The sequence below is a fragment of the Paraburkholderia sp. genome (assembly GCF_035656215.1).
GTDB lineage: Bacteria > Pseudomonadota > Gammaproteobacteria > Burkholderiales > Burkholderiaceae > Paraburkholderia.
The window spans coordinates 1-19,492 of the sequence record NZ_DASRSY010000181.1 but is presented as its reverse complement, the minus strand read 5'-3'; the positions used below and the strand labels follow the sequence as shown (position 1 = coordinate 19,492).

Annotated in this window: 19 protein-coding genes and 1 pseudogene; 14 read left to right on the top strand and 6 right to left on the bottom strand. The window is 60.4% G+C overall.

The annotated features are described in order from the left end of the window. Nucleotides 1-151: 151 nt before the first annotated feature. A complete protein-coding gene (locus VFE81_RS10435) occupies nt 152-643 on the bottom strand; it encodes a hypothetical protein (RefSeq protein ID WP_325044517.1) in 492 nt (163 codons plus the stop codon). 357 nt (nt 644-1,000) lie between these two features. Here VFE81_RS10435 and oxlT point away from each other — a divergent pair, with 357 nt between their 5' ends. The 4 genes from oxlT (at nt 1,001) to VFE81_RS10415 (ending at nt 5,960) form a co-directional block, all read left to right on the top strand. Continuing rightward, entirely contained in the window at nt 1,001-2,332 is a 1,332-nt protein-coding gene (gene oxlT / locus VFE81_RS10430) for an oxalate/formate MFS antiporter (RefSeq protein ID WP_325044516.1), read from the top strand. Between the two features lie 64 nt (nt 2,333-2,396). Next, nucleotides 2,397-4,139 (top strand): oxalyl-CoA decarboxylase, encoded by a 1,743-nt coding sequence (gene oxc / locus VFE81_RS10425; protein WP_325044515.1) that lies wholly within the window; start codon nt 2,397-2,399, stop codon nt 4,137-4,139. A gap of 26 nt (nt 4,140-4,165) precedes the next feature. Then, nucleotides 4,166-5,416 (top strand): formyl-CoA transferase, encoded by a 1,251-nt coding sequence (gene frc / locus VFE81_RS10420; RefSeq protein ID WP_325044514.1) that lies wholly within the window; start codon nt 4,166-4,168, stop codon nt 5,414-5,416. A 106-nt stretch (nt 5,417-5,522) separates the two neighbouring features. After that, nucleotides 5,523-5,960: a PAS domain-containing protein gene (locus VFE81_RS10415; protein WP_325044513.1), complete on the top strand. Its 438-nt coding sequence runs from the start codon at nt 5,523-5,525 to the stop codon at nt 5,958-5,960. Nucleotides 5,961-5,993: 33 nt separating this feature from the next. Here VFE81_RS10415 and VFE81_RS10410 read toward each other — a convergent pair whose 3' ends face one another. Both VFE81_RS10410 and VFE81_RS10405 read right to left on the bottom strand, forming a co-directional pair. Continuing rightward, nucleotides 5,994-6,404, bottom strand: coding sequence for an ACT domain-containing protein (locus VFE81_RS10410; protein ID WP_325044512.1), 411 nt, complete (start codon nt 6,402-6,404; stop codon nt 5,994-5,996). A gap of 39 nt (nt 6,405-6,443) precedes the next feature. Then, complete coding sequence (locus tag VFE81_RS10405) at nt 6,444-7,445, bottom strand: AraC family transcriptional regulator (RefSeq protein ID WP_325044511.1); 1,002 nt, start codon at nt 7,443-7,445, stop codon at nt 6,444-6,446. 246 nt (nt 7,446-7,691) lie between these two features. Here VFE81_RS10405 and VFE81_RS10400 point away from each other — a divergent pair, with 246 nt between their 5' ends. The 9 genes from VFE81_RS10400 (at nt 7,692) to VFE81_RS10360 (ending at nt 16,439) form a co-directional block, all read left to right on the top strand. Further along, entirely contained in the window at nt 7,692-8,747 is a 1,056-nt protein-coding gene (locus tag VFE81_RS10400; protein ID WP_325044510.1) for a 3-keto-5-aminohexanoate cleavage protein, read from the top strand. 65 nt (nt 8,748-8,812) lie between these two features. Then, nucleotides 8,813-10,156 carry an MFS transporter gene (locus tag VFE81_RS10395; protein WP_325044509.1) on the top strand — a complete coding sequence of 448 codons (1,344 nt, stop codon included), beginning with the start codon at nt 8,813-8,815 and terminating at the stop codon, nt 10,154-10,156. 89 nt (nt 10,157-10,245) lie between these two features. Then, entirely contained in the window at nt 10,246-11,226 is a 981-nt protein-coding gene (locus tag VFE81_RS10390; RefSeq protein WP_325044508.1) for a quinone oxidoreductase, read from the top strand. A gap of 10 nt (nt 11,227-11,236) precedes the next feature. Then, the gene (locus VFE81_RS10385; protein ID WP_325044507.1) at nt 11,237-12,085 is read left to right on the top strand and encodes a TauD/TfdA dioxygenase family protein; all 849 of its coding nucleotides are present in this window, start codon (nt 11,237-11,239) and stop codon (nt 12,083-12,085) included. A gap of 118 nt (nt 12,086-12,203) precedes the next feature. Next, nucleotides 12,204-12,764 (top strand): RBBP9/YdeN family alpha/beta hydrolase, encoded by a 561-nt coding sequence (locus VFE81_RS10380; RefSeq protein WP_325044506.1) that lies wholly within the window; start codon nt 12,204-12,206, stop codon nt 12,762-12,764. Further along, nucleotides 12,751-13,086 carry a Rieske (2Fe-2S) protein gene (locus VFE81_RS10375; protein WP_325044505.1) on the top strand — a complete coding sequence of 112 codons (336 nt, stop codon included), beginning with the start codon at nt 12,751-12,753 and terminating at the stop codon, nt 13,084-13,086. The genes VFE81_RS10380 and VFE81_RS10375 overlap by 14 nt, the downstream gene beginning before the upstream one ends. A gap of 69 nt (nt 13,087-13,155) precedes the next feature. Continuing rightward, nucleotides 13,156-14,784 (top strand): 3-(methylthio)propionyl-CoA ligase, encoded by a 1,629-nt coding sequence (locus VFE81_RS10370; protein ID WP_325044504.1) that lies wholly within the window; start codon nt 13,156-13,158, stop codon nt 14,782-14,784. A 92-nt stretch (nt 14,785-14,876) separates the two neighbouring features. Then, on the top strand, nt 14,877-16,022 hold the full coding sequence (locus VFE81_RS10365) for a porin (protein ID WP_325044503.1): 1,146 nt from the start codon (nt 14,877-14,879) through the stop codon (nt 16,020-16,022). A gap of 30 nt (nt 16,023-16,052) precedes the next feature. Further along, nucleotides 16,053-16,439: a BON domain-containing protein gene (locus VFE81_RS10360; RefSeq protein WP_325044502.1), complete on the top strand. Its 387-nt coding sequence runs from the start codon at nt 16,053-16,055 to the stop codon at nt 16,437-16,439. Between the two features lie 202 nt (nt 16,440-16,641). Here the strand turns inward: VFE81_RS10360 and VFE81_RS10355 are convergent. The 3 genes and pseudogenes from VFE81_RS10355 to VFE81_RS10345 all read right to left on the bottom strand — a co-directional run. Next, nucleotides 16,642-16,797: pseudogene (locus tag VFE81_RS10355) on the bottom strand (6-aminohexanoate hydrolase); the annotation flags it as partial. A 270-nt stretch (nt 16,798-17,067) separates the two neighbouring features. Further along, the gene (locus tag VFE81_RS10350) at nt 17,068-17,499 is read right to left on the bottom strand and encodes a hypothetical protein (RefSeq protein ID WP_325044501.1); all 432 of its coding nucleotides are present in this window, start codon (nt 17,497-17,499) and stop codon (nt 17,068-17,070) included. A gap of 112 nt (nt 17,500-17,611) precedes the next feature. Then, nucleotides 17,612-18,523 (bottom strand): AraC family transcriptional regulator, encoded by a 912-nt coding sequence (locus VFE81_RS10345; RefSeq protein ID WP_325044518.1) that lies wholly within the window; start codon nt 18,521-18,523, stop codon nt 17,612-17,614. Between the two features lie 166 nt (nt 18,524-18,689). Here VFE81_RS10345 and VFE81_RS10340 point away from each other — a divergent pair. Continuing rightward, nucleotides 18,690-19,492, top strand: an 803-nt coding sequence (locus tag VFE81_RS10340) for an oxidoreductase (RefSeq protein ID WP_325044500.1), incomplete at its 3' end; no start/stop codon positions are given.

The following is a 19,492-nucleotide window of genomic DNA, read 5'->3' as shown; positions in this document are numbered from 1 at the left end:
GCCCATTGGACAGATGATCATGGTGTTCCTGCGCGGCTTGTTAGCCGCGGCGCCGCGTGTGCGCTGATCTGCGATGCTGCGTACAGTCGAATCCGCATTGCATCGGCACGCATCGGAAAACCCGGCAACGCGCACACGGCGCGCGCCGCGTCTATACACCAGCCAGCGCCGGCAACTCTACCCCGTACGACACGCGCTCGCGCCGGCTGCTCATCTCAGGCTGACGTTCCACGTGGTTCAGAGGCGGCGCGCTATCGACGCGCATCGGTAGGCGCGCTGGATAGCGAGCGTTTTTCTTCTCGAGAATGGCCCGGCTCAGAAACCCGGCGCTATACGCTTTCAGCAAGTGCGGGTGGTGCGCTTCAATATACGCAGCAATCCGCGCCTCCTCATCGTCGATCCTGGCTAGTAACGCCAGCGTGCTCGCATCCCAACGGAAGCGCAGGCCGAGTTCATCGAATGCGCTGTTATAGGCGCACAGTTGCGCCTCGACTTCCGCATCATGCGCGCTGTCGTAAGCATCGAACTGGGACGGGTTCATGGTCGTCTCCTTGAGGAAAATGGCATGACCAAGAATAGGCTGGCGCATCAATAAACAATAGTTAAAGTTATTTCGAAAAACAATAACCTTTTGTTTATACATCCGTTCCTCGGGCATGACGGCGACGAAATCGGGCGCCTGGACCGCCCCGTTACCTTTCTCACAACCCCACAGCCAGAAGCGGCAAACCTATCTATTAGGTATGCCTAATGCAAACCATAAAATGTTTTAACTTTTACTTATCGCTGTTCGCGCGCAGCATCCCTCAGACGCGCTTCACGCGAAACACCTTTTACCCAGTCGTTGTGAGATCGACGGGCAACGGTTTTCGTTAGTGCAATTCCCTTTGGCCGACCACTGGCGCTTGATTGCCCACAGACAAACCGGCGATGAAGCGATTCGATCACGTAGGTCCAACGCGCCGCTCGAGCGCGACGGAATATACAGGAGACGAAAGACATGGGACATTCCAACGTACCCGGGCGAAGCAGCACGGCATTCTGGCATCACCGCTGGGTGCAACTGGCGATCGGCATCGTGTGCATGGGGCTCGTCGCGAATCTGCAATATGCGTGGACACTGTTCGTCGTGCCGATGGACAACGCCCACCATTGGGGCCAGGCGGCGATCCAGACCGCGTTCACCGTCTTCATCGTCACGGAAACCTGGCTCGTGCCCGTCGAAGGCTGGCTTGTCGACAAGTTCGGGCCGCGCCCGGTTGTGATCGGCGGCTCGCTGTGCGCGGCGCTCGGCTGGATCATCAACGCGCATGCGAGCAGTCTCACTGAGCTATACGTCGCGGCAGTGATCGCCGGCATCGGTGCGGGTTGCGTGTACGGTACCTGCGTCGGCACAGCACTCAAATGGTTTCCGGACAAGCGCGGTCTCGCCGCCGGTTTGACCGCTGCAGGTTTCGGCGCCGGCGCGGCCGTCACCGTCATTCCAATCGCCAACATGATCCAGCGCTCAGGCTATGAGCACACGTTCATGTTCTTCGGCATTTTCCAGGGCGTCTGCATTCTGCTGCTCGCCACCATGCTGGTGCGGCCGAAGCCGCCCGCAACCGCGGTCGCAGCCAAACGCGTGGTCGCAAGCAAGATCGACTACACGCCCGGCGAGATGATCCGTTCGCCGCTCTTCTGGGTGTTGTATCTGATGTTCGTGTTCGTCGCGGCCGGCGGCATCATCGCGACCGCACAGCTTGGGCCGATCGCGAAGGAATACGGCTTTGCCAAGCTGCCGGTGAATCTGATGGGCATCACCCTGCCGCTGCTCACAATGACGCTGTCGATCGACAATCTGTGCAACGGCTTCACGCGTCCGTTATGCGGCTTTCTGTCGGACCGCATCGGCCGCGAAAACACGATGTTCATGATCTTTCTCGGCGAAGGCGTGGCGTTGCTGGGCCTCATGCAGTTCGGCCACAACCCGTACGCATTCATGTTCTTTGCCGCTGCCGTGTTCCTGTGCTGGGGTGAAATCTTCTCGATCTTCCCGGCAACCTGCGCGGACACGTTCGGCAGCAAATACGCCGCGGCCAATGCGGGGACGCTTTATACCGCGAAGGGTACCGCGTCGATGCTGGTGCCGATCGCATCGGTGCTGTCCGCGAACGGCGGGTGGAGCACGGTGTTCATCTCGGCGGCGGTGGTATCGATCGCGGCAGCCGTATCCGCGAAGTTCATCCTCGCTCCGATGAGAAAGCGCTGGATCGAAAACTCGGGCGCGCCGGCCAGCGCGGTCCTCGCCGAAGCCCGGCTGCAGCCTGCGCCCGGCACTTCATCTGAATGAATGACAACGCGAGCCTACAGCTCGCGACAAACCCCATAACGTCCAGCGACCAAGGAGAGTGATCATGGCAGAAGCCGACAGCCCCACAACAGAAAATACGCTGAAGCAACAGGCAACCGAAACGACCGACGGATTCCATCTCGTCATCGATGCGCTGAAACTGAACGACATCAACACCATCTTTGGACTGGTCGGGATCCCCATCACCGACCTGGCGCGGCTTGCACAAGCCGAAGGGATGCGGTTCATCGGCTTTCGTCATGAACAGCACGCGGGCAACGCAGCGGCCATTTCCGGCTTCATGACGCAGAAGCCTGGCATCTGCCTGACGGTGTCGGCGCCAGGCTTTCTCAACGGCCTGACGGCGCTCGCCAACGCGACCACCAACTGCTTCCCGATGATCCTGATCAGCGGCTCGAGCGAGCGCGAAATCGTCGATCTGCAGCAGGGCGATTACGAAGAAATGGATCAGTTGAATGCGGCCAGGCCGTACGCGAAGGCCGCGTATCGCGTGCTGCATGCGGAAGACATCGGCATCGGCGTGGCGCGTGCGATCCGTGCCGCGGTATCGGGCCGTCCTGGTGGCGTGTATCTGGACTTGCCGGCCAAGCTGCTCGCCCAAACGCTCGAGGCCGTGAAGGCGCAACAGTCGCTGGTCAAAGTGGTCGATGCCGCGCCGCGTCAGTTGCCCGCGCCGGAATCGGTCAAGCGTGCGATCGACGTGCTGAAGAGCGCGAAGCGTCCGCTGATCCTGCTCGGCAAGGGGGCGGCGTACGCGCAGGCTGACGCGGAGATTCGCGCATTCGTCGAGCAAAGCGGTATTCCGTATCTGCCGATGTCGATGGCCAAAGGTTTGTTGCCCGATACGCACGAGCAATCGGCGTCGGCGGCGCGCTCGTTCGTGCTGCAGGAAGCGGATGTCGTCGTCCTGATCGGCGCGCGTCTGAACTGGCTGCTCTCGCATGGCAAGGGCAAAACGTGGGGCGCAGAACCGAAGAAGTTCGTCCAGGTCGATATTTCGCCGACCGAAATCGACAGCAACGTTGCGATTGCCGCGCCGGTGATCGGCGATATCGGTTCGTGCGTGGCGGCGCTGCGCGCAGGCCTTGATGCGAACTTCGCGAAGCCCAGTGCCGAGTGGACCGGCGCGATTGCCGAGCGCAAGAGCAAGAACCTCGCAAAGATGGCCGCCACGCTCGACAAGAACCCGTCGCCGATGAATTTCCACAGCGCGTTGCGCGCGATTCGCGATGTGCTGAAGACGCGCCCGGACATCAACGTCGTCAACGAAGGTGCGAACACGCTCGACTACGCGCGCAGCATCATCGACATGTATGAGCCGCGCAAACGCTTCGATTCGGGCACGTGGGGAATCATGGGTATCGGAATGGGCTTCGCGATCGGCGCCGCGGTGACGAGCGGCAAACCGGTTGTCGCAATTGAAGGTGACAGCGCCTTCGGTTTCAGCGGCATGGAACTCGAAACCATCTGCCGTTATGACTTGCCGGTTTGCACGATCGTATTCAACAACAACGGCGTGTATCGCGGCACCGACGTGAACCCGACGGGCGGCAAGGACGTCGCACCGACCGTGTTCGTGAAGGGTGCGCGCTACGACAAGATGATCGAGGCATTCGGCGGTGTCGGCCACCACGCGACCACACCGGACGAACTGACGAAGGCGCTGCTTGAAGCGATCGCATCGGGCAAGCCGACCTTGATCAACGCCGTCATCGATGAAGCGGCCGGTACTGAAAGCGGCCGCCTGACCAATCTGAATCCGCAAAGCGCGGCAATGAAAAAGTGATCCAGCGTAACCACGGAGATATCAAAGTGACCAAACCTCTCGAAGGCATCAAGATCATCGACTTCACCCATGTCCAGGCTGGCCCCGCGTGCACCCAGATGCTCGCCTGGTTCGGCGCTGACGTGATCAAGGTTGAACGACCGGGTTCGGGCGATGTGACGCGCAATCAGTTGCGCGATATCCCCGACGTCGACGCGCTGTACTTCACGATGCTCAACAGCAATAAGAAGTCGTTGACGTTGGACACGAAAAAACCCGAAGGCAAGGAAGTACTCGAAAAGCTGATTCGTGAATCTGACGTGCTAGTCGAAAACTTCGGCCCGGGCGCGTTGGACCGGATGGGCTTTTCGTGGGAACGCCTGAACGAACTCAATCCGAAGATGATCGTCGCTTCGGTGAAGGGCTTCAGCGACGGCCATCACTACGACGACCTGAAAGTCTACGAAAACGTCGCGCAATGCGCGGGCGGCGCTGCATCCACTACCGGTTTCTGGGACGGTCCGCCGACCATCAGCGCCGCGGCGCTCGGTGACAGCAACACCGGCATGCATCTGGCAATCGGCATTCTGACCGCGTTGATCGGGCGCGACAAAACCGGCAAAGGCCAGAAGGTCGCGGTGTCGATGCAGGACAGCGTGCTGAACCTGTGCCGCGTGAAGCTGCGGGACCAGCAGCGGCTAGAGCGTGTAGGTTATCTCGAGGAATATCCGCAGTATCCGCACGGCGAATTCAGCGATGTCGTGCCGCGTGGCGGCAACGCGGGCGGCGGTGGTCAGCCGGGCTGGGTGCTCAAGTGCAAGGGCTGGGAAACGGATCCGAACGCGTACATTTACTTCACGATCCAGGGTCACGCGTGGGAGCCGATCTGCAAGGCACTCGGCAAACCCGAGTGGATCGAAGACCCGGCCTACAAAACCGCTGAAGCACGTCAATCGCATATCTTCGAGATCTTCGGAACCATCGAAGCCTGGCTCGTCGACAAGACCAAGTTCGAAGCGGTCGACATCTTGCGCAAGTTCGACATTCCGTGCGCGCCGGTGCTGACGATGAAGGAACTGGCCAACGATCCGTCGTTGCGCGCGAGCGGTACGATCGTCGAAGTGCAGCACAAGAAACGCGGCTCGTACCTGACGGTCGGCAGTCCGATCAAGTTCTCCGATATGAAGCCGGAAGTCACCGCATCGCCGTTGCTCGGCGAACACACGGAAGAAGTGCTGGCGAGCCTTGGCTACAGCAAGCAGGACATCTTCAATCTGCGTGAAATCAGAGCAGTTTAACGTGTCACGCAGCAGGCCCGTATGTATGCTCGAGCCTGTGGGTACGGCGTCCCTCGCGGGTGCCGTACCAGTCCATGGATTTGCGTTTTTATATTCGGAGAGCGTCATGCAAAGTGCTATCGACTTCGAGCAACTCGTCAATGTTATCGGCGACGCGATCATCATCTCCGATGCCGGCGGCAGCATCACATTGTGGAACCCCGCGGCCGAACGCATGTTCGGTTTTACGCAAAGCGAGGCACTGGGAAAGTCACTGGACCTGATCATTCCGGAACGTTTGCGCGGCCGCCATTGGGACGGCTATCACAAGACCATGGCAACGGGCGAAACCCGTTATGGCAACGACGTGCTGCGTGTCCCCGCCGCGCACAAGGACGGGCGGCCACTGTCGATTGCCTTTACGGTTGCGTTGCTGCATTCGCCGCAACACGAGCTCACGGGCATCGTCGCAGTGATCCGCGACGAAACCAGCCGCTTTCAGGAGGATCGCTTGCTGCGCAAGCGTCTTGCGGAACTGGAAGCAGCCGCAGGTCAACCCTCATGATTCTCGATCCGAGAGCTAAACACTATTTGCTGCTTATTGCGCGGTGCCTCCATCCATCTGCAATTTATGAAGCACCTGCATCGCCGTCTGTGCCGATTCGAGAGGAACAAAAATATGATCGTGGTACGCGCCTGCCATCACGTTACAACTGACGCCGGCATAACCCAATGCACTGGCAAATGCTGCGGTCAACCCTACCGCATCCAAGGCTGAATTCACGGTCAACGTAATCCAGACGCATTTGAACAACACATTCAAACCGCTGGTCGCCGCGTCGGCCTCATTCGTAATGACCGACAACCCCTCCGGCTCCCGGATTGACGCAACGATGACGGCCGGGTCAATGGCATGACCGTCCTTGACCGAAGCAAACACAAACACGCCAGGGTTAAGCACCGGCTCCAACGTTTTTAATAAAACGGATAGATCGGAAACTGGGTTCATTTAATCTCCTGTGCAGTCACGGCCCAACACGCAGCGCGATCATTTCAAATGGCTATTGCGCCAGTCGCGCGGCGTCACGCCAAAGCGCGAATTAAACCAGTTGGTGAAGGAACCTTGCTGTGAATAGCCTAGCAGTGCGGAAACTCGCCCGATGGGATAGCGTGGATTGCTCATATAGCGCACGGCAAGCTCGTGCCTGACTTCCTCGACCAGACGCGAGAAGCTGGTATGTGCCAGTTCGAGCTGGCGCTGCATGGTGCGAACGCTCAGACGTAAATGGCGGGCAACCAGCTCGACGGTGGCCTGCTCGAGGGGCAACAGCAAGTAGATTGCCTTGCGCACTTCCAGCGCGGTCGAATCGACACCCGCCACGTTGAGTGAATCCGCGAGGCTCTCGGCATATCGCACCAGCTCCGGGTCAGCGGCGGGATTCGGGTAGTCGAGCTCGGCGGCCGCACACACAAAGCCATTGAAATCGCTGCCGAACTCCAACGGACAGCCGAAGAATCGTCGATGAAACGTCAGGTCTTTCGGTCCCTGATGAACGAAATGGACGGAGCGTGGTTTCCAGTGATCGCCGAGCAGGGCGCTGGAGTGGCGCCACAGGACACCGACCGCGAGTTCGATCGCCTGATTCGTTGGGGTACCCGGTTCGACGACCATTTCTTCACGGATGGTGACCGTTTCGCCTACGTCCTCGACGTACACAGCCAGGGCTTCGTTCAATAGATGCCGGTATTCGGCTGTCGCCAGCAACACCTCGCGCAGCGTGCGCTTGTGCGCGAGCAGGACATTGACTACACCCGTACCGAACTTCTGCCGGGTCTCCGCCATCTGCAGAGCGAAAGTCGGGCACGACGCCAAGTCGGCCGTTCGTTCCAATAACCTGCAGGCGGCTGCTGCCGGAATGCGATCGTCGGGATTCGCGAGTGCCGCGGCATTGATCCCGGCCTGCTGCGCAAGCTCAACCGGATTCAGTCCGACCCGCCGCGTCACATCGAAGTAGCCGCTCATGGCTACTGACCGCAGCATCGATTCCATCGTTATGCCTCCGCCCGCACCTTACGGTGCAACGCCTTGCCGTCCGGTAGTTAAACCGCCTACCGCGCACGAATACTGGTGTTAACGCGCAATGGCATGAAATGCTAAAAGAATGGCGCCCAATCACAAAAGTGTAACGCAGGATTGCCGTATCGTGGGTCTCAACGGTTCATCATGTTCCGACCAGTTTTCATGCGGCAGCCGTGTCGCGAGCGTCGGAATACCGTCACCCTACTGGAGAACACGATGCAATTCCTCGACGATTCGCTGCACCCCGAGAACCAGCACAAGGTTGTCATCACGACGGCTCCGTACGGCCCGGAATGGATGCCTGAGGATTTCCCGGAAGACATCCCGGTGACGATGGAGGAGCAGATCCAGAAGGCCGTCGACTGCTACAACGCCGGCGCGACTGTCCTGCACCTGCACGTGCGTGAACTGGATGGCAAGGGCTCCAAGCGCCTGTCGAAGTTCAACGAACTCATCGCGGGTGTGCGCGCCGCCGTGCCCGCCATGATCATCCAGGTCGGCGGCTCGATCTCGTTTGCACCGGAAGACGACGGCCAGGCCGCGAAGTGGCTGTCCGACGATACGCGCCACATGCTGGCCGATCTCGACCCGAAGCCCGATCAGGTGACGGTCGCGATCAACACCACGCAGATGAACATCATGGAGTTGCTCTATCCGGCGTACCTGGAAGGCACGTCGCTGTCCAATCCCGCGCTCATGGCTGCCTACAGCGAAATGACGGTGCCCGCGGGTCCGGCCTGGGTTGAGGAGCACCTGCGCCGCCTGCAGGCCTCGGGCATCCAGCCGCACTTCCAGCTCACGGGCATCCATGCGCTCGAAACACTCGATCGCCTCGTGCGCAAGGGTGCCTACAAGGGTCCGCTCAACCTGACGTGGATCGGTATCGGCGGGGGCTTCGACGGCCCGAATCCGTTCAACTTCTTCAACTTCGTGCATCGCGCGCCGGACGGCTGCACGCTCACGGCCGAGTCGCTGCTCAAGAACGTGTTGCCGTTCAATATGATGGCGATGGCCATGGGCCTGCATCCCCGCTGCGGCATCGAAGACACGATCATCGACCAGCACGGCAACAGGATGACTTCGGTGCAGCAGATCGAACAGTGCGTGCGCGTGGCGCGAGAACTGGGCCGCGAGATTGCCTCAGGCAAGGAAGCGCGCGACATCTACCGCATCGGCGTGCAGTACGAGACGGCCGACGAGACGCTCGCGGCCAACGGCATGGCGCCGAACCGCAAGGACGGCGTGAAGAACCTGCCGCTGCACGCGGCGTAAAGGCCCCCCTTTGTCCTCCAGGGCAAAGGTGTTCGCCAACGAGCTGGACACGAAGGAGACGATTCATGTTCACGCATGCAGAGCCCACAACGGCCGATGTTTCGACAACGAAAAAAGACGTGCGCGTGTATGCGTGGGTGGTATTTGCCCTGACGGTGGGCTTGCTGCTCTCCGACTACATGTCGCGGCAGGTGTTGAACGCAGTGTTTCCGATGCTCAAGGCCACATGGAACCTTTCCGACACCCGGCTGGGTTCGCTAAGCAGTGTGGTCGCGCTGATGGTCGGCGTGCTCACTTTTCCGCTGTCGGTGCTCGCCGACCGCTGGGGCCGCGTGAAGAGCATTGTCCTGATGGCGGCGATGTGGAGTCTCGCGACGCTCGGCTGTGCGCTCTCGACGAACTATAACGAGATGCTGCTCGCGCGCGCCTTCGTCGGTGTCGGTGAAGCCGCCTATGGCAGTGTCGGCATCGCGGTCGTCCTCAGCATCTTTCCGGCACGGCTGCGCGCTACACTCACCGCCGCGTTCATGGCCGGCGGTGCGTTCGGCTCAGTGCTGGGCATGGCGCTGGGCGGTGCAGTCGCGGCTCACCTGGGCTGGCGCGCGGCGTTCGGCGCAATGGCGGCTCTGGGGATCGTGCTGGTCGTTCTCTACCGGTTTGTCATCACCGAAAAGCGGCTCGCGCCGCTGCAACCTGCAAACGCGGGCCGTCAGATGCAGGGCCCCGGCGTGCGCATGAGCTTACGCAGTTTGATGCAGGGACTCTTTTCGACAAAGTCGGTTGTGTGCGCCTACGTCGGCAGCGGCATCCATCTGCTGGTTCCTGCAGCGGTATGGGCGTGGATGCCCAGCTTCCTGAATCGCTACTACGGCATGCCCGCCGGCAAGGCGGCCATGAGCGCGGCTGTGTTCGTGCTGGCCACCGCTTTCGGCATGGTGGTGTGCGGCAATCTGACCGACCGGCTCAGCAAGCATGCAGGGGAAAGAAAGTGGAGCACAGCCATCACCTTCTGCCTGATCTGCTTCGTGTTGCTCACGATCGGTTTCCGGATGCCGGCAGGTCCGGCACAGCTCATCGTGATCGGCGCCGGCATGTTCTTTTGCGCAGGCGCGACTGGCCCCTCGGGTGCGATGGTGGCGAACCTCACTCCACCGTCGATCCATGCGTCGGCGTTCGCCACCCTGACGTTGGCGAACAACCTGCTGGGATTGGCACCTGCTGCCATCCTGACGGGTATTGTGGCTGACCGGATCGGGCTGCTCGGCGCGTTGCAACTCGTGCCGTTTGCACCGCTCGTCGCGGCTGTCGCCTTCTTCATTGGCAAGCGGAACTATGGTGCTGACCTCGATCGCGTGAGTGCCCTGCGTGTACAGGCCGGTGCTGACCCAATGGCCACCGGCAGGCTTTAGGCCTGGCAAGTGAATCTGCGAGCGGGACGGACAGCACCGTCACCGACCAACATAAATTTGTAGTTCGAGTAAAGAACAGGAGATTCGATATGGCGAAAGCAGTGCGTTTCCATGAGACCGGCGGTCCCGAAGTCTTGCGCTATGAAAACGTTGAAGTGGGCGACCCCGGCCCCGGACAGGTTCGCTTGCGCCATGAGGCAGTAGGCCTGAATTTCGCCGACACCTACTTCCGCAGCGGCCTCTACCCCGTACCGCTGCCTGCAGGCATGGGTGTCGAGGCTGCGGGTGTGGTCGAGGCAATCGGCCCCAATGTGACCAACGTCGCGGTCGGCGATCGCGTGACCTACACCGGCTTTCTCAACACGCTCGGCGCCTACAGCACCGAACGCCTGGTCCCGGCGGCGCCGCTCATCAAGCTGCCGGATGCGATCTCCTGCGAAACGGCAGCCGGTATGACGATGCGAGGCCTGACGTCGTCGTACCTGATGCGCCGCATCCACGATTTCAAGGCGGGTGACACTATCCTGCTGCATGCCGCCGCTGGCGGTGTCGGCCTGATTGTGTCGCAATGGGCGAAGCTGCTGGGTCTCACCGTGATCGGCACCGTTTCGAATGAGGCCAAGGGCGAAGTAGCCCGCGCGCATGGCTGCGACCACATCGTCTACTACAGCCGGGAGGACGTCGCGAAGCGCGTGCGCGAACTGACCAACGGCGTCGGCGTAGACGTCGTGTTCGACAGCGTCGGCAAGGATACCTTCGAAGCGTCGCTAGATTCGCTCAGGCGCCGTGGCCTGATGGTCTGCGTCGGCACGGCGTCCGGGCCGATCCCGCCGTTCAATCCACAGATTCTGGCGATGAAGGGCTCGCTCTACCTAACGCGCCCCGCGCTGGCGGACTATATCGCCGATCCCGCCGAGAAGGACGAACTCGCCGGCGAACTCTTCGGGCACGTTGCCGCGGGACGCATCAAGATCGAACTCAACCAGCGTTACGCGCTGGAGGACGCGGCGCAGGCTCACCGCGATCTTGAATCGCGCAAGACGACCGGCTCGTCAGTCTTCGTCATTTGAGGAGAACGCCATGCGAGTCGAACAATTGACGTGTGCCATCGGCGCCGAACTGGTTGGGGTGAATCTCGCCGATGCCATCGACGATGACGGCCTGTTTGCCGAGATCCGTGCGGCGTTGCTCAAACACCGGGTGCTGTTCCTGCGCGACCAGGGCATCTCGCGCGCCGAGCATGTTGCGTTTGCGCGGCGTTTCGGGGAACTGGAGGACCATCCCGTCGCTGGCAGCGACCCTGAACATCCAGGCCTCGTGCGCATCTACAAGAACCCCGATCAGCCCAACGACCGGTATGAAAACGCGTGGCACGCGGATGCCACCTGGCGCGACGCGCCGCAGTTCGGCGCTGTCCTGCGCTGCGTGGAGTGCCCGCCAGTCGGCGGCGACACGATGTGGGCAAACATGGTGCTCGCCTACGAGAACCTGCCAGACCACATCAAAACCCAGGTCGCAGACCTGCACGCCCGCCACAGCATCGAGGCGAGCTTCGGTGCCGCGATGCCGATCGAAAAACGCCTCGCTCTCAAGGCGCAATTTCCGGACGCGGAGCATCCTGTTGTACGCACGCACCCGGAGACTGGAGAGAAGGTGCTGTTCGTGAACGCCTTCACCACCCATTTCACCAATTACCACACGCCGGCGCGCGTGCGTTTCGGGCAAGACGCCAATCCGGGCGCGGGTGAATTGCTGCGTTATCTCATCAGCCAGGCCTACATCCCCGAGTACCAGGTCCGCTGGCGCTGGAAACCCAACAGCATCGCGATCTGGGACAACCGAAGCACCCAGCACTATGCCGTGATGGACTACCCGCCGTGTCACCGCAAGATGGAGCGCGCCGGAATTGTCGGTGATAAGCCGTACTGATCGGGCGGCAACCAGCTTGCATGGAATCGGAGTAACGCGCTAACGCCGATCGACCGCAACAATGTATGGGACTCGAGTAAGCGCTGAAGCGCTAAATCGGGTCGACAGGAACCGCTTCATGACTCTCGATATGACACCAACCATACTGATGGTGCCGGGCTTGCGTGACCACGTCGCGGAGCATTGGCAAACGTTGCTGGAGCAAAAGTTGCCTAAGGCGGTCTCGGTGCCGCCGCTCGAGCACGACAAACTCAGTTGCGCGGCACGCGTCGCGGCGCTCGATGCTGCCCTCGCGAAAATCGATGGCCCGGTGATCCTCGTCGCACATAGCGCGGGCGTGATGATCACCGTGCATTGGGCCCAGCATCACAGCCGCGGGATTCACGGTGCACTGCTCGCCGCTCCAGCCGACCTCGAGACGCCGCTGCCGGCAGGCTATCCGGCCTTCGATGCGCTCGCTCAGAACGGTTGGCAGCCGATTCCACGAAAGCCGCTGCCGTTTCCGAGCATCGTGGGTGCGAGCCGCAACGATCCGCTCGCGCAGTTCGAGCGTGCCGCGGCGATGGCGAAAGACTGGGGCAGTCGGCTCGTCGACCTTGGCGAAGTCGGTCACCTGAATCCCGCTGCAGGGTTTGGTGAATGGCCGATGGCGGAGGCACTGATCCATGAACTCGTCTGATCCGATACCGGTTGGGGCGGTCGATGAACTCGGGCTAGGCGAGCGCAAACTGGCCTTCATCAACGGCCGCAGCATTGTCCTGTTCAACATCGACGGCACGATCCACGCAATCGACAATACGTGTCCCCACAACGGGGCCGCGCTCGCAAGCGGTCAGTTGGAGGGATGCGTGCTGAGCTGCCCGGCGCACGGTCTGCGCTTCGACCTGCGCACCGGGTGCATGCCGGGCGCAGGCGGGCTGAGCCTGACAACTTTCCCGCTCCAGGCCATCGACGGAAAGTTGTTCGTGAGTCTCGAAGATCCGGCCGCCAGTCCCGCATAGGCATCGGCATGCAATGCGGCACCGTGATCCGGGCCGCGCGGGAACATGCAGTCATTCAGGGGAACAAGGATGCAAGGTTTGATGATGCAGCAACCGCTACTGGTTGCGTCGCTGCTCATGCACGCTGAACGCCACCACGGCGAACAGGAAATCGTGTCACGACGGGTCGAAGGCGACATTCACCGGTATCGGTACCGGGATTTTGCGCAACGCGCGCGCCGCATGGCAAACGCCCTCGCAGACCTAGGCATCGAGCCGGACGAGCGGGTCGGGACGCTGGCGTGGAACGGCTATCGCCACATGGAACTGTACTTCGCCGTGTCGGGGGCCGGGTCCGTGTTGCATACACTCAACCCCCGTCTGCATGTCGATCAGCTCGCGTACATCATCGAGCATGCGGAAGATCGCGTCGTGTTCTTCGATTTGACGTTTCTCTCGCTGATCGAGAGCGTCGCGCCGCGAGTCAAGAGCCCGAAGGTCTTCGTCGCAATGACCGACCGCGCACATATGCCACAAGACCATGGCCTGTCCACGAAGCTGCAGTGCTACGAGGATCTCATCGACGGTCACAGCGACGCTTTCGACTGGCCACTGCTGGACGAAAACAGCGCGTCTTCGCTGTGCTATACGTCCGGGACGACCGGCAATCCGAAGGGCGTGTTATACAGCCACCGCTCGACCCTGCTGCACACCTACGCGGCGGCGCTGCCGGATTCGCTGAACTGTTCGGCGCGCGACGTGATCCTCCCGGTCGTGCCAATGTTCCATGTGAACGCGTGGGGACTGCCGTATATCGCCTGCATGGTGGGTGCGAAGCTGGTGTTTCCGGGGCCGGCACTGGACGGCAAGTCGCTCCATGATCTGATCGAAGACGAACAGGTCACGCTGTCGGCGGGCGTGCCGACAGTCTGGCAGGGACTGCTTGCGCATGTCAACGCGATCAGGGGTTCGTTTTCGTCGATGAAGCGCACGATCATCGGCGGCGCTCCTTGTCCGACTGCGATGACCATGGCGTTCCAGACGCGCCATCACGTTGACGTCCTGCACGCATGGGGCATGACGGAATTGAGCCCGGTCGGCACCGTCTGCAGTTTCAAGGCGCGTCAGGTGTCTCTGCCCGTGGAAGAGCGCTACGCGCTCCAGGCGAAACAAGGGCGCCCGGTGTTCGGCATCGACATGAAAATCGTCGACCTGGAAGGCAACGATCTGCCGTGGGATGGCAACGCAACTGGCAACCTTCTCGTACGCGGTCATTGGGTCACGCAGGAATACTTCAGGCACGACGGCAGATCGCCGCTGCACGACGGCTGGTTTCCGACCGGCGACGTGGCAAAGATCGATCCCAATGGCTTCATGCAGATTACGGATCGCAGCAAGGACGTCATCAAGTCCGGCGGAGAATGGATCAGTTCGAGCGATATTGAAAACGTCGCGTGTCTGCACCCCGACGTCACGACGGCGGTCTGCATCGCCGCACGACATCCGAAGTGGGACGAGCGACCACTGCTGCTCGTCGTAAAGAAGCCCGGCAGCACGCTCGCCGCGGCCGAACTGCTCACGTTCTTTAACGACCGGGTTGCGAAGTGGTGGAAGCCGGACGCCGTGGTGTTCGTCGACTCGGTTCCGCTCGGCGCAACGGGCAAGGTACTCAAGAACCCGTTACGGGATCAATTCGGCGATTACTACCTGTCGGCGTGAGACATCAACCTGGCAACAACCCAGTTTCATTTGAGCAATAAACCATAAGCTGCCGGGTCCACCCGGCGCACCACCAATCTGGAGGAGACGCAATGAAATTGAAGCCGAGTATCCTGGCAGTGCTGATAGTTTTTTCCGCAGCGGCCCATGCCCAGTCGTCGGTTACGCTCTATGGCGTGCTCGACACTGGACTCCTTTATCAAAGCACCTCGGCCGCAACGTTCCAGCCGACCGCGCGCAACCAAGGACATGTCTATCAACTCAAGGACGGTGGCATCTATTCAAGCTACTGGGGCTTGAAGGGAAGCGAAGACATCGGCGGCGGCTACAAGATCACGTTCAAGCTACAAGGCACGTTCAACACCACGAACGGCAAGTCCGGGCTATCCGACGCGCCGGGCGCAACCGCCCTCTTCAACCAATACGCGACGATCGGGGCAACCGGGCCGTTTGGCACGTTCGACGCCGGCCGGCAGATCATCCCGATGATCTACGCGATGGCGGAAACGGACGTACGCGGCGCACAGTATTTCGGCAGCATCCTGACTGCGTGGCTGGGCGTCAATCAGGCGGCCGGCTGGCCCGGCACCAGCACGAACGCACCGATCGGCGCCCTGTATGACAGCAACGCGCTGGTCTACACTTCGCCGAAATTCTATGGGACATCGCTTGCGCTCGAGTTCGCGCCGGGCGGGGTCGCGGGACAGTTCCAGGGCGGCACGCGCGAGTCGGCTGTGCTCAAGTATTCGAATTACGGTCTGAACCTGTCCGCGGTGTACTACAACGGGCATGACACCAACCCGTATCCGCTGACTTATCCCGCGGCTCCGGCTGTACCGGCAACCGGCTTGGACAACAACCGCTTCTACTATTTCGGTGCGATGTACACGATCAGCGGTTTTTCGGTATCCGCCTCGTACGCTATTGGCAGGAACCCGGCGAAGAGCAATACGGTTGACTTCGAAATGGTGTCGGGCGGCCTCGGCTACCAGTTCAATCCGCGCTTCAAGATCACGTCCGGCTACTACTACCTGAAGGACAGGAACAACTCCGCGAATCACTCGAGCGAATTCGCAATAGGCGCGGAATACAACCTGTCCGCGAGGACCAAGGCGTATGCGCAAGTCGGATATGTCAACAACAGAGGGACGATGAACCAGACGATTATCTACGGTACTCCGGTAGCACCGGGTACCTCCACCACTGCGGCGATGGTCGGCATTCGCCATAGCTTCTAATTCCGTCACGTTCATGAACCGGAGTAATCCATGAGAACAATCAAGGCACTCGAACTGGCGATCGGCGCATGGTTCGTTGTAGCGTCCACGGCGGTGTGGTCCCAAGGCGGTGAAGCGGTTAATGCCCCTACCGGTGCGCAAGGTGCTTCCGCCAGGACGGCATCGGGCGCTACGGCTCCCGCGGGCAGGAAAGCTGACCGTGCGCTGCGCCGCAGGGTTTATGCCGCCATCGGGAAGGACAAGGAAATCAGCGCTGGAGACATCAGTGTCATCGCGAAAGACGGCGCGGTGACACTGAATGGCACGGTCACGGACGCTGCCCAGATCGGCAACGCCGAAGCGATCGCGAGAAGCGTTTCCGGAGTGACATCGGTGAGCAATAAGCTGACGGTGAAGAAACCTTTGGGCGGGATGTAAGCTGCGATAGTCAAACACGGAGTGCGGTGCCCACTGTAGCGTGGTCATACGAACCCCGTTTTGCCGCGCGAGTACCGTCACCGGACACCTTCGCGAGATACGCGCAATCCGGCGCACACGGAGTGACCCCATCGCCGCAGTTGTGCTGCATCCAGCCCAACACACGCTTTAACGCCGGATACCATGCCGAGCGATGACCGCTCTACGGGCGCGTCATCAAATATTCTGCCACCGCCTGGGAGGCGGGTAAGGATGTCGGACCATTCGCCGCATTGCTTGCGGTCGGATGCGAGCTGAAACGCGCGATCACCATTTGCGCAGCGGGGTCGACGTAGATCGCTTGCCCGTGGACGCTCGGCCCGTCGAATCGACCACGAGGTCATCGATATGAAGGTGTGCCCGCGCGCCAAGGTGTGGACCGGTCTCGAACGGCCATCGAATCTAGAGCCGATCGTTGACGATTCTACTTACATGCGCGGATGTCGCTTGATGGCCGAAACCTGTCCCACGACGACGGCCTCAGTTCGCCCCCACAAGAGACTAAGGCAACGTGGAGAAGGCAACGGTGCGCGCGGCGAGGCAATGCATGTCATCGCTGGCGATGCGTGTGTTCGCGGTGCACGCGCAATTAATGGTACGTCGTCATAGATGACTGCAGCTTGGTCAGCACGCCGCGTTTGAATCGGAACCAGCCTTGCGAGCTTTGCATGACGACTTCATCGCCTTGCCAGAAAACGCGCTTGACCGTCATGCGCTCACCCAAGCGCTGGACAAGTGGCGGATGGTGGCGGAAGTCGTACAGCACCGGGCCGGAATCAGTCTGCACGAGCATGCGCGTGACGGTGTCATTTGCGTTGCCGACGTCATCGAAATGCGTGAGCGTGTTTGCGCCGAAGCGATCGAAAACTTCCTTGTCAAGCATCCCCACAAAATCGCGGTCAACGCGCACGAATTGCAGAGTGCCCGAAGGTGTGACAAGCGGGCCGGACGCGTTGCTTTGCGCATGAACGCAAGTCGCGAAAGAGGTGGCTGCGATCGCAGCGAGGAATAGTCGTCTCATAGCTGTTTGGTTAGGCATGTGCGGTCAATCACAATAGGCTTCGGGGGCGGCTACCAGGTGAAGCAAAACCGCCATTTGAGAATCGTGTCAGTGAGTCGCAATCACCTGCCCCTCAATGCGACGAGACGAACTTTGACTCTGGAAAGGCGGGAGGGAGCGCGAAGCTCTCGCGAAGGCGTTTCGTCTCTGCGGCAGGCGTTCGGCCAAAGAGCCGCTTGAACTCCCGATTGAATTGAGAAGGGCTCGCATAGCCGACAGCATGACATGCCACCTCGGCAGTCATGCTTTGGCGCACCATGAGCAAGCGAGCCTGATGCAATCGAGTGGATTTCACGTACTGCATCGGCGACGTGCTCGTGATGGCCTTGAAGTGGCTGTGGAACGTAGGAACGCTCATCCCGGCCTGGTTTGCCAAACCAGGAAGGTCGAGCGGCTCCGCATAGGTCGCATGGATACGCTCCAGCGCTTTCCCAATCTTGCCGAATTGCCCTTGCATCGCTAAAGCCGCACGCATTGCGTTGCCCTGTTCGCCGGTAAGAACACGGAAATACAATTCACGCACCAGTCCAGGACCCAGGATTGCGGCGTCAAGTGGCCGGTTCATCGCCTCCAGAAAGCGCAGTACAGACGCTCGCATCGGCGCATCCATTGGACTCGACATCATGGTCTGCGGCACGTCGCCCGACGATGGCAAACCATGTCGATCTATCTGAATCATGAGCTCGGCCGCTAGCTGAAAGTCCAGATGCAGGTACAGGGCCAGTAGCGGACATTCGGGTGTCGCGTCGGTCTCCATTGTGAAGGGGACCGGCACCGCAACAGCGAGATAGTGCTGCTCGTCATACACATAGACCCGATCACCAAAAAATCCCCGTTTTCTACCCTGGCAGACGATCACGATGCCGGGATCGTAGAGCACCGGCGTACGAGACAACGCCCGGTCCGAGCGCAGGATACGCACATCGCGTAACGCAGTCAGGTTGTAGCCTTCCCGCGGAGCCAGCGCAGTCAGCAAGGCCACCATCCGGCGCTGTTCACGTGCACTGGCAGAGTAAACACGTGGATCAATACTCTCCTCGCGGGCCGTTTTACTCATAGAAATAGGCAATAAAAACGCAGAATTAGGTCTGATTTTTGGAGATTATCCAGAATAACATGCAACTCTCGAAACCAGCCCAGGAGTGTTTGCAATGCCATCAACCAAAACCATGCTTATCACGGGCGTCAGCAGCGGCTTCGGACGCGCATTGGCCGGAGAAGCGCTCGCCGCAGGGCATCGGGTCGTCGGCACGGTACGAAACGAGCAGGCAAAACAGAGCTTCGAATCGCTTGACTCTGCAAGCGCATTTGGTCGAGTACTTGACGTGACTGACTTCGATTCAATCGAACATGTCGTCAAGGAAATTGAAGCAAACGTGGGACCAGTGGACGTGCTGGTGAACAACGCCGGTTACGGTCACGAGGGCGTCATGGAAGAGTCGCCGCTTGCTGAAATGCATCGGCAATTCGACGTTAACGTGTTCGGTGCTGTTGCCGTCATGAAGAGTGTGTTGCCGTATATGCGTGAGCGGCGGCGCGGACATATTCTCAACATCACATCAATGGGCGGCTTTATCACCATGCCGGGAATCGCCTACTACTGCGGCAGTAAATTCGCATTGGAGGGAATCTCCGAGGTCCTCAGTAAAGAAGTGAAGCCGTTCGGCATCCACGTGACCGCAGTGGCGCCTGGGTCTTTTCGCACTGAGTGGGCCGGTCGTTCGATGGTTCGAACGCCGCGCTCGATCCCGGACTACGACTCTCTGTTCGACCCGATCAGAAAAGGACGGGAAGAGAAAAGCGGCAGGCAGCTCGGTGATCCTGTGAAAGCTGCACGTGCCATGTTGTCCGTTATCGAAAGCGACGCGCCGCCATCGCATCTTCTGCTAGGAAGTGATGCGCTCGGTATGGTCCGGGAAAAGCTATCGTCACTCAGTGCAGAATTTGACGCGTG